The organism is Polaromonas sp. P1_H6 (assembly GCF_056405195.1).
The window spans coordinates 1-12,103 of the sequence record NZ_JBFUCN010000004.1 but is presented as its reverse complement, the minus strand read 5'-3'; the positions used below and the strand labels follow the sequence as shown (position 1 = coordinate 12,103).

The window sequence follows — 12,103 nt, the reverse complement described above, 5'->3', positions numbered from 1 at the left end:
ATCTCAAACGTTAAAGCTCATTCATGGTCAATCTCCAGCACTTCTCCAAGAAGGCCGGCTTCTTCAAGAAGGAGCGGGCACTTGCGGTCGTTGTGACCGTTGGCGACCAAGTCACCCCGCAACAGGACTTCGCGCAGTTCCGCGAAGGCTTCACGGCGTGGATGCGCGAATTCGGTTCCTCATGTAAGGAGGTTCTCTTCACGTTCATGGCTCGCGACACCAAGCAGTCTCACGTACTTGAGTTTTTCAAGCTGCTACTGAATGACGCCGAGGTGAGTGAGATCTTGAGTACGGTGCAGATGAATCTCCAGTTTCCCTCAATGAGTGCAGCGGTCGCGGACGAAATGAATGCCCGCATCTATGCGAAAGAGCTTTAACTTGTCAATCGACACGGACCCAAAACAGCAGAAAGCGGCTTCGCCGCAAAGTGTTGTGGGCCGGTCATCTTTACGTTAGAGGTCTTGGACGTGAAGCACTACTCGGGATCCGTCATCATTCACGAAACCATGTCTCTCGATGACGTGGCTATCGAATTGAACCGCTTCCTTTCGCCGGTCGAACTCCTCGAAACAGATAGGTTCGATGAGGTGCCTGGCTTCGTGGCGGACGTTTCGGATAGCGTGGAGTTTGTCCTTCAGGGGACTCCGCTCGATTTGCCACCTTATGCGCCGGCCTCTGACAGGTACAACTACTTCTACTTCAGCTGTTCGGATCAAGACATTGGAGCCTTGCCGGCCAGCCTGAGGGGCTTGCCCCTTAATGCAGGGGTTGGCAAGAACGGCTATTGCGACGTGAACGAATACTTGTATGAGCAGCTTTCTCGCCAAACTCGTCTCGTCTGCGAGCGAGACCTGTAACCCCTCCGTCAAGGGGACATCTTGCGCCCTGGTGCAAGATGTCCTAATGTCAAACGTTAGGCACCCATCATGAAGAAGACATATGCGCTTAGCGCGAGCGAGATAAAGCCGATCGCTGTAGGGTTCGGCGGATGCATTGCCACCGACATGATTACGGTGGAAGGAAGGCCGGTCGGGTATATGGTGCGCGAACCGACTTCGCGCCCAATGGATAGTGGGTGGTGCTTTATGTCGGGAGACGAATCGCAAGAGTACATGGATGATGATTCGAATCACGCCATCTACGATGTCAACACAATTGCGAACTACTCTCCCGATATCACCCCCTTTCTCAGCGCTCAGCCACGTAGTGCATTTGCTCGCGATCCGCACTCCGGCAAACTTGTTCAGGTCCCCTATGAAGAGCCGCATGAGTAGCCCTTCGTGCGGTGCCTCCAACGTTAGAACTCAAAAATTAAAGGGGGTAAGGTGAAAATTTTTAATCGAACGACTGCTGGCTGTCTATGTGTACTTCTGGCTTCTTGTGCTGCGCCGCCGTTGTCGGAGCAACTCGTTGGGCGTGCAATTCCGCCGGCGACCATCCAGCAGGAGGTGAACGGGGTAGAGATTGAGTTCAGCGCGGACAAGAAGTACGAAACGAATAACGGGGTTCCTTTCTCCGGCGACCCACTCGTGTGTTCGCAGGGCAAGGTTTCTCGCGTAAACGGCGCGAATCAGAATGCAAACAGGATCACTGTGAAGCCGTCGGAGGAGCTTGCTGTTACGTCTGTCATCGCCTGGGTGAATACGGGCTTTCGGCAGGTGTGCGGCCCTTTTGTAGCCTTTACACCCGAGCCTGGCGCCAGGTACGTGGTGGTGAACGAACGTATTGGCGGAAAGGGAATATCGGCACTTTGGACCGGCATGGCACGTCAAACTTGCAAGGTGTCTGTGTACCGTGAGGTCTCGACCGGATTGACGAGCGTGGCAACGCGTCCTGTGAGGCAAGGTGAGTGCCGTGTGCCTGAGCTCTAACAGGTCAATCGACACGGACGTTCTGTCAGCCACCGGTCATCTCCAACGTTAAGGTGCACACAATGCAGCTCGCTAAGTTTGCGATTTTCGGCATATCCGGTCTGATGGTCCAGAGCGTTCTGGCATGCTCTCCGCCGCCTCCGAAAATGGGTCCAGACGGAAAATATGTCAGCCCCCCGTACAAGTACAACTACGTGGCGACAGTCGCGGGGCAGCGAGACGTTGTCGTCCCTTTTGGTCGAGCTCAGACACCCAAGTCGATCCAAGCTCTTGAGCTTGAAGTGCTGGAAAGCTCCAGCGCTGAAGTTGCCGTTGGGTCACGTCAAGTGGTTTTCTATCCGGGTATCGGCGCTGACTGCTCATCTGAGCCGCGCTCATACACCCTGGATGGCTATCCGTTGGGAACGAAGGTGACGGTGCGCGCCGATAGCATCGACGCCGGCTTCGTCGAAAAGGCCCGGGACCGTGCGCCTTAACATGTCAATCGACACGGACCCACAACAGCAGGCTGCGGCTTCGCCGCGTGTGTTGGTGGTCCGGTCATCTTCACGTTGGGCGTCATGAGTCACTCCGTCACGAACCTCGCTGAGCTTCTTCAAGCAATGCAGCCCAAGTTGAACGAGGGGGTCTATGTCTTCACCTCTATCTCACCGAGCACCAATATCAGCTCACTTGAACCGATTGGCATGTTTCGAGAAGCAGAAGGCCTCACGCTCATCGTCGAGGAACAGCGGGCTCGAAAGGCAGAACTTCCCGTCTTGTTCCGCGCGGCATGGATCACGCTCACGGTGCACTCCGATCTCCAGGCCGTGGGCCTCACTGCCGCAGTCGCCACCGCGTTGGCCCAGGCCAACATAAGCTGCAATGTCGTTGCCGCGGCGTTTCACGATCACATCTTTGTACCCGTCGCGTCCGCCAACGAAGCACTTTCCGTCTTACAGCAGGTTCAACACGGTAGCAGCGGGAGCATCGATCCTCCGGTCAAATGACGCCCAACCCTTCAATCGAGAGGACGTGCCTCCGGCAAGTTTGTGGGGTTTGGTCTTCTTTTTATTGACCAGAGTGAAACTCCGCCCCGCCACCCAGGCGCATTTGCCCAGGGAAAAACGGCCTCCTCCAAACTTGACGCGGAATCCTGCAAAAGAGCATTGCGCAAGCGCTGTGGCATGCTTGCGGACATGGCCGTCGGCGACACACTCAAGAGCTGGGCGAAACGGATCAAGCGCGACGCGGTAACGCTCTGGTTCGCCGGCAAACACCCGGCAACGCCCTGGTATGCGAAGGCGCTTGGCGTCTTCGTGGTGGCTTATGCGCTCAGTCCCATCGATCTGATCCCGGACTTCATCCCGGTGCTTGGCTACGTGGACGATGTCCTGCTTCTCCCGGGGCTGATCTGGCTGGCCATCAGGCTCCTGCCACCCGAGGTCGCCGCCGATTGCCGCAAGCAGGCCGATGACTGGATGAAGACGCAGGGGGCCAAGCCGAGCAGCCGGGCCGGTGCATTCCTGATCGTGCTGATTTGGATAGCAGCCGGGGCGGCTCTCTGGATCTGGCTTGTTCAACCCCGGCTATAACCGTCATCAGATCGCCTTCCCCAGGCGTGAATGGGGTAGGTTCACTCCCCAGCGGCCTTGGGGCTGGGTGCGCTGCCCGCTTCAGGCCGAGCTTCGCCGGCGCCCTGCAAATGCGCAAACAGCAATCCCCACAGGAAATAGGCGAATATGCCGGGATAGGGTTGCCTGAGCGTCACTTTGAAATTGCTGTCGACCAGCACAATGAAGGCCGTCAGGCCCGCCAGCCACCAGATTTCAGCGGGCAGGGACTGCCGTTGTTGCCAGACCTTGCGCACGGTAAAGCCTATCAGTGCCACCACGGGCAGCAGCCCGATCAGGCCAAAGTTGTAGACGAGGTCGAGATACCAGTTGTGCGCGCTGGTGATGACTTCCCGTGAAGGGGGCTTCGTATGGCCGAACAGCAAGGTGCGTGGGCTCTGCGCTATCCAGCCGCCGTACAGCTTCCAGTCATCGAGGCGCTGGGCCATGTTGCCGGGTAATTTCCCCTCGGCCACGTCACGGAACTTTTGCACGTAGGCATTGGCGTTGCCAAACCTGTCCGTGTCTCCCTTGACGTGGCCGTAGTACAGGCTGCCCAGGAATACCGCCGCCGCAATGCCGGCCACCACCGATAGAAGGCCTGTCGCATGGCCGTGGGAGCGCTTCAAGATCGCCGTGCCGAAAAACAGCAGCATGAATCCCGCGTAAAGGCCAACGGCCAGGAAGGAGCCGCTGGCGAGCACATACATTCCCGTGATTGCCGCCAGGACGCGCATGAGGGCCTTTTGCCTGTCCCACTGGTGCACCATGACGAAGGCGAATGCCACCGCAAGAACGATGGGCACAAACTGGATGTGCTGGTAAATGCTGAATGCATACAAGTAGTTCGTCAGCATCAAGCCGCCTTGAAACCAGCCGGCAAGCAGTTGCAAGGGCAAAAGCACCAGCAGCACCCAGAGAAATGCTTTCGCAATCGTTTCGCGCTGCGCGCCCAGAAGCAGCCCGAGCATGAAGCCCATGGTGGGCAGCAGGGTTTGCGCGGCGTACAGGAGCTTTGCCGTTTTGCCATCCGGCGCCTCTCCCGCGAAGGCGAAAGACACGGCGATGGCGGCCATGAAGGAGGCTATGAAGATCATCGCCGGCTTTGCCGGGCCAAAGCGGCGTGCATGCGCAAGGATGCCCAGCAGGCATGCGGCGATGGAAATCGGCAAGGGTAGCGACCCCAGGATTCCGCGCGAATCGTAAATCGGGTCCAGGTCCCGATAAATGCCGTGGGAGAGCTGGATAAACAGTGGAAACAAAAGCGTTACAGCGAGCAACCAGGTCAAGCCGGGGGATGTTTTTCGGATCATGGCCTATTGTTGCAGGACGTTGCGGCAATGCCCGGTGGCATCGGCTTCGCGTCCTTTGGCGCGCTCCCGCGCATCGCCGCCACAGCCAAAAAAGCGCGGGACAAACCGTGCACTGAAGTTGGCGGCGCCCCTCAGCGCCCCACCCATGGCGGCAGACTACCGGCCCAGTCCACCAGCAGCTTGATGAACTCCGCCACCGCCGGCGCGGCGTCGTCGGTGCGCCAGAGCGCATACACATCGCCGTTGATATCGGGCGCCTTGGCCTGCGATCCTTTGGCCCCGGTCCGCGTTGCGGGTCCAAGCCGGCAAATGCCGACGGCGTCGGCCCTGAGTTGCGCCATGGAGGCGGGCACCAGTGCCACGCCGAGGCCGGCAGCCACGAGGTTCAGCGCCGCGGGTACCTCGACGACCTGCTGCGCGATCTTCGGCGCAAAGCCCGCCCACAGGCAGGCTTCAAAAAGGCGCGCGGCAAAAGGCGAGGAGTCCAGCCGCAAAAACACAAAATCCTCGTCGCGCAAATCGGCCAGGCGGAGCTTGCGGCGTTGCGCCAGCCTGTGGCCGGGCGGCAGGGCCACGACCACCGGGTCGCGCCACAACAGCGCGGCGCTGACCTGGCTGTCCTTGAGCGGGTTGCGCGAGACGCAGAGGTCCAGCCGCCCGTCGCGCAGGGCCTGCAGATGGTCGGACGGTTTCATCTCGTGCAGCACGAGTTCGACGGCCGGCCGCTGCAAACGGAACTGCTGGATGAACTGGGGAAAGGGCCCAAGAAAATGCGAGCCGGCCAGCCCCACCTGCACGCGCCCCTGCAGGCCGCTGGCGACGCGGGTCACGTGGCTGCGTGCTTCCTCCAGCCGCGCCAGCACGGCCTGCGCGTGGGGCAAGAAGGCCTTGCCGGCTTCGCTGAGTATCACGCTGCGGCTGGTGCGGTGAAACAGCCTGGCCCCGAGCTCGGCTTCCAGGGCGGCGATCTGGAAACTCAGGGGCGGCTGTGACACATGCAGGCGACTGGCGGCGCGGGTAAAACTCAGCTCGTCGGCGAGCACGGCGAAATAACGGATCTGGCGCAGTTCCACGGGTGGCCTTTGCGATAAGGGGGAGGGCTATCTATCTGGTTTGGGTATTGATCTATCCTGATTATGTATTTGTTTGTATGGATAAGAGCGCGAAGAATCGGGGCCTGAACCGTCACCAGGAAACCAACACCCATGCAAGCCGCTGAAGGCCAGGCGCCAGACAACTACCGCAACTACCGGGTCGGGCTGATCGTGCCCAGCTCCAACACCACCATGGAAACCGAGATCCCGGCCATGCTGCGCGCGCGCGAGCAGGTGCTGCCCGAGCGCTTCAGCTTCCATTCCAGCCGCATGCGCATGAAGTCGGTGACACGCGAGGAACTGGCGGCGATGGACCGCGACTCCGACCGCTGCGCGCTGGAGCTGTCGGATGCGCGCGTGGACGCCATGGGCTACGCCTGCCTGGTCGCCATCATGAGCATGGGCCTGGGCTACCACCGCGAGTCGCAGCGCCGCCTGCATGAGGTCACGGTGGGCAACGGCCTGCCGGCGCCGGTCATCACCAGCGCCGGCGCTTTGGTCGAGGGGCTGCAGGCCCTGGGCGCCAAGCGCGTGTCCATCATCGCGCCCTATATGAAACCGCTGACGCGCATGGTGATCGACTACATCGAGAACGAGGGCATTGAAGTGATCGACAGCGTTTCGCTCGAGATCCACGACAACCTGGCCGTGGGCGCGCGCGACCCAAAAGCGCCGGCAGAGTTGTGGAAGCAGCTCAACGTCAAAGGCGCCGACGCCATCGTGGCCTCGGCCTGCGTGCAGATGCCTTCGCTGGCTTCGGTGCCGCTGATCGAGGCAGCCAGCGGCCTGCCCGTGGTGTCCAGCGCGGTCTGCACCACCTACGCGCTGCTGAAAAGCCTGGGGCTCGAGCGGCGCGCGCCGAATGCCGGTACGCTGCTGTCGGGCCGCTATTAATTATTGTGGGTGACTGGCCGTTAGTCATTCACCATTCATCGCTATTCATCGATATCAATCATCACAACAAGGAGGCTGACCATGAACGCTTTTCCCCCAACGTCCACCCTGCGCCGGCTGCTTGCCGGCACGGGCGCGGCCCTGCTTGCAGCTGTCGTCAGTAGCGCCGCATGGGCCCAGGCCTATCCCAGCAAGCCCATCACGCTGGTGGTGCCCAACCCGCCGGGCGGTTTTGTCGATGCCTCGGCGCGCATCCTCTCGGACTCGCTGGCCAAGGTCACCAGCCAGGCCGTGGTCGTGGACAACCGCGGCGGCGGCAGCGGCAACGTGGCCTACCAATTCGTGGCACGCGCCAACCCCGACGGCTACACGCTGCTCAATTCCTACTCGGCCTACCATGTCGGCAACCCGGCCCTCACGCCCAAGCTGCCTTGGGCGCAAAAGGATTTCGTGCCGGTCGCGCTGATCACGGTGGCCACCAATGTGATCACCGTCCACCCGTCCGTCCCGGTGAACAACCTGGGCGAGTTCATCACTTACCTCAAGGCCAATCCCGGCAAGCTCAGTTATGCGAGCCAGGGCAACGGCTCGCTCTCGCACATCGGCACCGAGATGTTCAAGCTGCAGACGCAGACCAGCATGGTGCACATTCCCTACCGCGGCTCCGGCCCGGCGCTGCAGGACGTGCTGTCGGGCCAGGTGCAGGTCTTCATCACCACGCCGCCGTCGGTGATGGGCCATGTGCAGACCGGCAAGCTCAAGGGCCTGGCCGTGGCCGGGAAAACCCGCCACCCCGCACTGCCCGCCGTTCCGACTGCCACCGAAGCCGGCCTGAAAGGCTTCGAGCTGGAAGCCTGGGTCGGCATCTTTGCCCCCGCGGGAACGCCCGCCGACGTGGTGGGCAAGCTCAGCGGCCAGATCAAGGCCGCCCTTGAATTGCCTGAAACCAAAACCCGCGCCGACGGCGCCGGCGTCGAACTGCGCTACCAGCCGCCCGCCGCGCTGGATGCCCTGGTCAAAAAGGAAACGGCCTTCTGGGCCAAGACCATCAAGACGGCGGGCATCAAGGCTGAGTGAGGTTCGGGCCGCGCCCTGGGAGGCGGTCACCGGGAACCGGGCCAAGCCCGGTTTTTTTGCGCCTGGCGGTTTGGCCCTCTGAGCGCTCCGCGCGGCCAAAAAAAAGCCCGGGACAAACCGGGCGTGGAAGCTGGCAAGGCCAGCAAGGGAGGGAGCGGCTCATGACAAGCCGCGATATGAATATAGCTTCTCAGTTCTTCGGGCCTTGTAGGAGAATGCCGAAAATGCATCCCTTGATGGTCTCCAATCCCAACTCGGTAGTCGATGAACTGATAGACCGCATCGCGGCCATCGTGATGCGAACCTATGAGGTGGAGCAGTTGCTGCCGGGGGGGAGCCAGGAACGGCTTTCGCTGGCGGCCCATGAACTCATCAGCGCGATCTCGACGGACACCGGGCGGATCGATTTTTCCTGCGAACTGACGCTGGAAGCCACGGAGCGCCGCAGCTCTTTTCTGGTCAAGGTGCAAGGCCAGGCCGCGTATGAAAGTCCGGTCTGGCGCGTCAACGAGATCTATGAGGTGGTGGTGGATCCGCTGGACCGGGGCCCGACCGGGTTCGGCTCCCTGCAATAAGGACACGGGCACGCCGCGAACTGCCGGTTTGTGCTCTCAATAGGTCTTAAGTACCAGCTTTCTCCCTGCCTTCTCCCTATTGTGTGTATCAGATGGGCCAATGAAGATGTTTTCCTACACGGCTTGCCGGGGCTCGAGGTCTAAAGTGGCTGTATAGGCACTGGCGTCCTCGCAACGGCGAGGTGAACCGGAGCCACCAAGGAGGAAAAATGCTCGCACTGCTTAAAGTGAAGCTCCAGCCATCGGGTGAATACATCCTCAAGGAAGCGGGTCAGGACATGACCTTTAACCAGACCATAGGCCCCGTCTCGGACGCGGGCCAGTTCTACAAGCGCGTCGCATCGCGTATCGCAGAGCTGTCGCGCGCCGGCATGCAGATCAAATACATAGACCATTCAGAAGAGGATTCGGGGCCCGGGGCGCTCTGAGTCCTTGCCGGCCCGGCCTTGTCTAGGCCAGGACGAAATGCAGCAGCCTGATGGGATGCAGTTGCTCTTCGCTGAAGTTGGCCTTGTCCATGGCGGCTTTTTCGAGGTCTTCGCGCCCCAGTTCCACCAGAACCACCTCGTTGTCATGGGTGCGCAGGTAAATGCGCAGCGTGATGTCCTTGCCTGACAGGAGCATCGGATTTCCGCGGTTTCAAGACCTGCGGGACCGGCTGCGGCCGGGCGCGACCGGCATGGTCACGGCCAGCTTGCGGGTTTGCCGGAAAGCCAGGGCGCGCGCCTCGGGGTCCTGGTAGCGCGAGGGCCACAGGGTCTCGGGCGTGGTGTCCAGCGCTGCGGCCACCATCTGCTCGGCCGCCAGCCAGGGACTGACGAGCACGCGCTGGATATGGCTGTAGCCGTATGCCTGGGCGACTTTACGAAGGCTGGTGCCCCGCTTGCGCAAGGCAGCAATGACGTCGGCGGGGTGCATATCTTCCTGTGAGGTTGTTGCTTTATTTGTGCTCATGTCCACTATTCTGAGCTTGAAAGCACTGAAGTCAAGCCTGTTTATGCCCATGATTATGAGTGTTGCTTATATTTCTATGCAAATTTCGCACAGCGCCGGGATTCCCGTTTGCGCTTCTGTGTTCATTGACACAAAATAGTGTTCATGAGCACAAAAGAGACGGCCCCGACCGTACAGGACCCCCACCAGCCGTATCCGTTCGCTTCGGTATCGCCCGTCAAGGCCGACGAGCCGGTGGCCTGGTACCGCTACCACGCCGCGGCGGCTGCGGACAAGGCCGAGGTGAAAACCGTGCGGACCGAGGCGCGGACGGTGTTCATGCAGCAGTTCGGCCAGCGCTGCCGGGCCGCGCGCGGTGCGCGCGAGATCAACGATGTGGCCGCGGCGGTGGGCGTGCACCGAAACACCATCTGGAACGTGGAACGCGGCGACAGCCTGCCGGACGCGTTCGAGCTCGAGGTGCTGGCCCGCGAATACAACACCACGCCGACGCAGTTGCTGGGCGGTGAGGGGCAGGACGCACCCCCCTCCACTGCGGTGCCGCACGGCGTGCGCGCGGTGCAGGCCGACGAATTGATCTACGTGCCGCTCTTCGACCTGCGCGAACAGGCTGAGGGCGCTGCCTTCACCGACGCCGACTCGGTGCTGGCCATGCGGCCCTTCGACGCGCAGTTCATCCGCTACGACCTGGGCATCGCGCACGACGACCTGGCGATGTTCGGCGTGGTGGGCACGGCCATGGAGCCGTGGCTGCATGCCAAGGATGCGGTGCTGGCCGACCTGCGCGACCGCGACGCGCTGACCGAAGGTGTGCACCTGATACGCCTGGACGGCGCGCTGCTGATGAAAAAACTGCAGCGCCTGCCGGGAAAAATCCTGCGGGTCAGCAGCTACAACCCGACCTACGAGCCGTTCGACATCCAGGGCCACGAGTCGGCCGACCGCGACTTCGCGGTGCTGGGCCGGGTGCGCTGGGCCGGCGTGACCTTCAACTGATTCTCTCTGCGTGGAGGAGGGCGGCGCGCCGCGCGCGCTGTTGCGTCTTTGCCGCGCCGTGCGCCGGCAGGCGCGGGCAGCGGGCGGAGCCGGCCGACAGGCCCTAAACTCGGCCCATGGACTCCCCCTCAACGACACGGCCGGCCCGTAGCGTCGCCGACCTCTCGCGCGAGGAGTGGGTGGAGATGCGGCTGATCCACATCCTCATGCGCTATGCGCGGCCGGCGCTGCATTCGGCGCTGGTGTTGATCGTGGTCATGGTGGCTGTTCTCTACCACCATGTGGACACGCTGGCCCTGGGCCTCTGGGCGGCGGCGGCGGTGGCCGTGACCGTGGTCCGCTACGGCGTCGTCGGCATCTACCACCGCAGCCTGGCGGGCGTCAGCGGCCCGCGCCTGCATGCCTTCATGGCGCGCTACGGCTGGACCTGGTCGGCCAGCGCCCTGGTCTGGGGCGCGTCCATGTTCGTCTATTTCCTGCGCGCGCCGGTGTACGACCAGTTCCTGTGCATGGTGGTGCTGGTGGGCATGGCCGGCTTCGCGGTGGGCACGTTTTCGTCCTGGCTGCCGTGCTTCAGGGGTTATGTGAACGGCCTGGGTATCTCGGTCGTGGCCGCGCTGTTCTACGAACTCGTCGTGGAGCGCGGGCTGCCCTCCACCTTCAACACCTACGGCATGCTGGCGCTGGTGCTGATCTACTGGGCCGTGATCCGCATCTCGGGCCAGCGCTTTCACGAGGTGCAGCGCGTCAACCTCGAACTGCAGTACGACAACTCCTCCCTGATCAAGTCGCTGACCGAGCAGAGCCGGGCGGCCCTGGAGGCCGTGGAAATCAAGAACCGCTTCATCGCCAGCGCCGCCCACGACCTGCGCCAGCCCGTGCATGCGCTGGACCTGTACGCCGGCTGGCTGGCCGCGGAGCCCGAATTCGTCGAGCAGATCACGCCCAAGATCGTGCGCTCCACCAAGGCCGTCACGGACCTGTTCAATTCCCTGTTCGACCTGGCCGGGCTGGAAACCGATCCGCTCAGGGTCAACCTGCAGGAGGTGGAACTGGCGGGGCTGCTGCAGGACCTGGAGGCGCAGTACGCGCCTTTTGCCCGCGAGCGCGGCCTGCGCCTCAGGATACGCGCGGCGCCGGGCAAGGTCAGGTCGGACCCGGTGCTGCTGCAGCGGCTGGTCGGCAACCTGCTGTCCAACGCGCTGCGCAACACGCACCGCGGCGGTGTGCTGATGGCGGTGCGCCGGCGGGGCGGTGTGCCGCGCATCGAGATCTGGGACACCGGCGTGGGCATCGCCGCGGAGCACCAGCAAGCGATCTTCCAGGAGTTCTACCGGATTCCTTTGCAGGGCACCGAAGAGGGTTTTGGGTTGGGGCTGGCGATTGTTTCGCGGCTTAGCGAAGCGCTGGGCCATCCTGTGGGGTTGGCGTCCCGGGCTGGGAGGGGGAGTGTTTTTTGGGTTGAGCTACGGAGCTAGCGGGGTCTTGCGCCGGCGGGGTGCTTCCTCTGTGCTCTCTTCTTAGTTCTGCTGGCCGGGGGTTGCCCGGCAGCAAGTAACTTTCTTTTGCTTCGCCAAAAGAAAGTCACCAAAGAAAAGGCGACCCGCAGTCTGGGTCCCTACGCTTCGCTACGGGCAACCTGCGGTGCTCGACTACGGCGGGGTCTCGCGCAAACTCGCCTTCGGCTCAAACAAGCGCGATCCCTGATCCGCCTACGTCTGCGCTCCTCGGCCCAGC

At 62.1% G+C, this 12,103-nt stretch carries 16 protein-coding genes; 12 read left to right on the top strand and 4 right to left on the bottom strand.

The window, feature by feature from the left end; all coding sequences use genetic code 11:
• The first annotated feature begins 23 nt into the window (after positions 1-23).
• From AC1D1F_RS04835 to AC1D1F_RS04810, 6 genes are all read left to right on the top strand, one after another.
• Positions 24-377, top strand: a complete 354-nt coding sequence (locus AC1D1F_RS04835) for a hypothetical protein (protein ID WP_477677964.1) — start codon at positions 24-26, stop codon at positions 375-377.
• A gap of 90 nt (positions 378-467) precedes the next feature.
• Positions 468-857: a hypothetical protein gene (locus tag AC1D1F_RS04830; protein ID WP_477677965.1), complete on the top strand. Its 390-nt coding sequence runs from the start codon at positions 468-470 to the stop codon at positions 855-857.
• A 69-nt stretch (positions 858-926) separates the two neighbouring features.
• Positions 927-1,274: a DUF2185 domain-containing protein gene (locus AC1D1F_RS04825; protein ID WP_477677966.1), complete on the top strand. Its 348-nt coding sequence runs from the start codon at positions 927-929 to the stop codon at positions 1,272-1,274.
• Positions 1,275-1,933: 659 nt separating this feature from the next.
• Positions 1,934-2,347: a hypothetical protein gene (locus AC1D1F_RS04820; RefSeq protein ID WP_477677967.1), complete on the top strand. Its 414-nt coding sequence runs from the start codon at positions 1,934-1,936 to the stop codon at positions 2,345-2,347.
• Positions 2,348-2,431: 84 nt separating this feature from the next.
• Positions 2,432-2,860: an ACT domain-containing protein gene (locus AC1D1F_RS04815; RefSeq protein ID WP_477677968.1), complete on the top strand. Its 429-nt coding sequence runs from the start codon at positions 2,432-2,434 to the stop codon at positions 2,858-2,860.
• A 189-nt stretch (positions 2,861-3,049) separates the two neighbouring features.
• Complete coding sequence (locus AC1D1F_RS04810) at positions 3,050-3,445, top strand: YkvA family protein (protein WP_477677972.1); 396 nt, start codon at positions 3,050-3,052, stop codon at positions 3,443-3,445.
• A gap of 41 nt (positions 3,446-3,486) precedes the next feature.
• Here AC1D1F_RS04810 and AC1D1F_RS04805 read toward each other — a convergent pair whose 3' ends face one another.
• Complete coding sequence (locus AC1D1F_RS04805) at positions 3,487-4,725, bottom strand: O-antigen ligase family protein (protein ID WP_477677969.1); 1,239 nt, start codon at positions 4,723-4,725, stop codon at positions 3,487-3,489.
• 182 nt (positions 4,726-4,907) lie between these two features.
• Entirely contained in the window at positions 4,908-5,849 is a 942-nt protein-coding gene (locus AC1D1F_RS04800) for a LysR substrate-binding domain-containing protein (RefSeq protein ID WP_477677970.1), read from the bottom strand.
• 132 nt (positions 5,850-5,981) lie between these two features.
• Here AC1D1F_RS04800 and AC1D1F_RS04795 point away from each other — a divergent pair, with 132 nt between their 5' ends.
• The 4 genes from AC1D1F_RS04795 (at position 5,982) to AC1D1F_RS04780 (ending at position 8,844) form a co-directional block, all read left to right on the top strand.
• A complete protein-coding gene (locus tag AC1D1F_RS04795; RefSeq protein ID WP_477696365.1) occupies positions 5,982-6,764 on the top strand; it encodes a maleate cis-trans isomerase family protein in 783 nt (260 codons plus the stop codon).
• Between the two features lie 81 nt (positions 6,765-6,845).
• Positions 6,846-7,841: a Bug family tripartite tricarboxylate transporter substrate binding protein gene (locus tag AC1D1F_RS04790; protein ID WP_477679289.1), complete on the top strand. Its 996-nt coding sequence runs from the start codon at positions 6,846-6,848 to the stop codon at positions 7,839-7,841.
• A 224-nt stretch (positions 7,842-8,065) separates the two neighbouring features.
• Positions 8,066-8,416, top strand: a complete 351-nt coding sequence (locus AC1D1F_RS04785; RefSeq protein WP_477696366.1) for a hypothetical protein — start codon at positions 8,066-8,068, stop codon at positions 8,414-8,416.
• A 209-nt stretch (positions 8,417-8,625) separates the two neighbouring features.
• Positions 8,626-8,844, top strand: a complete 219-nt coding sequence (locus tag AC1D1F_RS04780) for a hypothetical protein (RefSeq protein WP_477678858.1) — start codon at positions 8,626-8,628, stop codon at positions 8,842-8,844.
• A gap of 22 nt (positions 8,845-8,866) precedes the next feature.
• Here AC1D1F_RS04780 and AC1D1F_RS04775 read toward each other — a convergent pair whose 3' ends face one another.
• Together AC1D1F_RS04775 and AC1D1F_RS04770 are read right to left on the bottom strand one after the other, a co-directional pair.
• The gene (locus tag AC1D1F_RS04775; RefSeq protein WP_477678857.1) at positions 8,867-9,040 is read right to left on the bottom strand and encodes a hypothetical protein; all 174 of its coding nucleotides are present in this window, start codon (positions 9,038-9,040) and stop codon (positions 8,867-8,869) included.
• 15 nt (positions 9,041-9,055) lie between these two features.
• Positions 9,056-9,370: a helix-turn-helix domain-containing protein gene (locus AC1D1F_RS04770; RefSeq protein ID WP_477678856.1), complete on the bottom strand. Its 315-nt coding sequence runs from the start codon at positions 9,368-9,370 to the stop codon at positions 9,056-9,058.
• Positions 9,371-9,514: 144 nt separating this feature from the next.
• Here AC1D1F_RS04770 and AC1D1F_RS04765 point away from each other — a divergent pair, with 144 nt between their 5' ends.
• Positions 9,515-10,366: an XRE family transcriptional regulator gene (locus AC1D1F_RS04765; protein ID WP_477696367.1), complete on the top strand. Its 852-nt coding sequence runs from the start codon at positions 9,515-9,517 to the stop codon at positions 10,364-10,366.
• 116 nt (positions 10,367-10,482) lie between these two features.
• Positions 10,483-11,844, top strand: a complete 1,362-nt coding sequence (locus AC1D1F_RS04760) for a sensor histidine kinase (RefSeq protein ID WP_477678854.1) — start codon at positions 10,483-10,485, stop codon at positions 11,842-11,844.
• The last annotated feature ends 259 nt before the right edge of the window (positions 11,845-12,103 follow it).

Excerpts from the sequence above, each read along its gene's own strand:
- AC1D1F_RS04790 (WP_477679289.1), top strand. The coding sequence starts at position 6,846 with ATGAACGCTTTTCCCCCAACGTCCACCCTGCGCCGGCTGCTTGCCGGC.
- AC1D1F_RS04765 (WP_477696367.1), top strand. The coding sequence starts at position 9,515 with ATGAGCACAAAAGAGACGGCCCCGACCGTACAGGACCCCCACCAGCCG.
- AC1D1F_RS04760 (WP_477678854.1), top strand. The coding sequence starts at position 10,483 with ATGGACTCCCCCTCAACGACACGGCCGGCCCGTAGCGTCGCCGACCTC.
- AC1D1F_RS04795 (WP_477696365.1), top strand. The coding sequence starts at position 5,982 with ATGCAAGCCGCTGAAGGCCAGGCGCCAGACAACTACCGCAACTACCGG.
- AC1D1F_RS04820 (WP_477677967.1), top strand. The coding sequence starts at position 1,934 with ATGCAGCTCGCTAAGTTTGCGATTTTCGGCATATCCGGTCTGATGGTC.
- AC1D1F_RS04810 (WP_477677972.1), top strand. The coding sequence starts at position 3,050 with ATGGCCGTCGGCGACACACTCAAGAGCTGGGCGAAACGGATCAAGCGC.
- AC1D1F_RS04815 (WP_477677968.1), top strand. The coding sequence starts at position 2,432 with ATGAGTCACTCCGTCACGAACCTCGCTGAGCTTCTTCAAGCAATGCAG.
- AC1D1F_RS04825 (WP_477677966.1), top strand. The coding sequence starts at position 927 with ATGAAGAAGACATATGCGCTTAGCGCGAGCGAGATAAAGCCGATCGCT.
- AC1D1F_RS04775 (WP_477678857.1), bottom strand. The coding sequence starts at position 9,040 with ATGCTCCTGTCAGGCAAGGACATCACGCTGCGCATTTACCTGCGCACC.
- AC1D1F_RS04780 (WP_477678858.1), top strand. The coding sequence starts at position 8,626 with ATGCTCGCACTGCTTAAAGTGAAGCTCCAGCCATCGGGTGAATACATC.
- AC1D1F_RS04770 (WP_477678856.1), bottom strand. The coding sequence starts at position 9,370 with ATGAGCACAAATAAAGCAACAACCTCACAGGAAGATATGCACCCCGCC.
- AC1D1F_RS04785 (WP_477696366.1), top strand. The coding sequence starts at position 8,066 with ATGCATCCCTTGATGGTCTCCAATCCCAACTCGGTAGTCGATGAACTG.
- AC1D1F_RS04835 (WP_477677964.1), top strand. The coding sequence starts at position 24 with ATGGTCAATCTCCAGCACTTCTCCAAGAAGGCCGGCTTCTTCAAGAAG.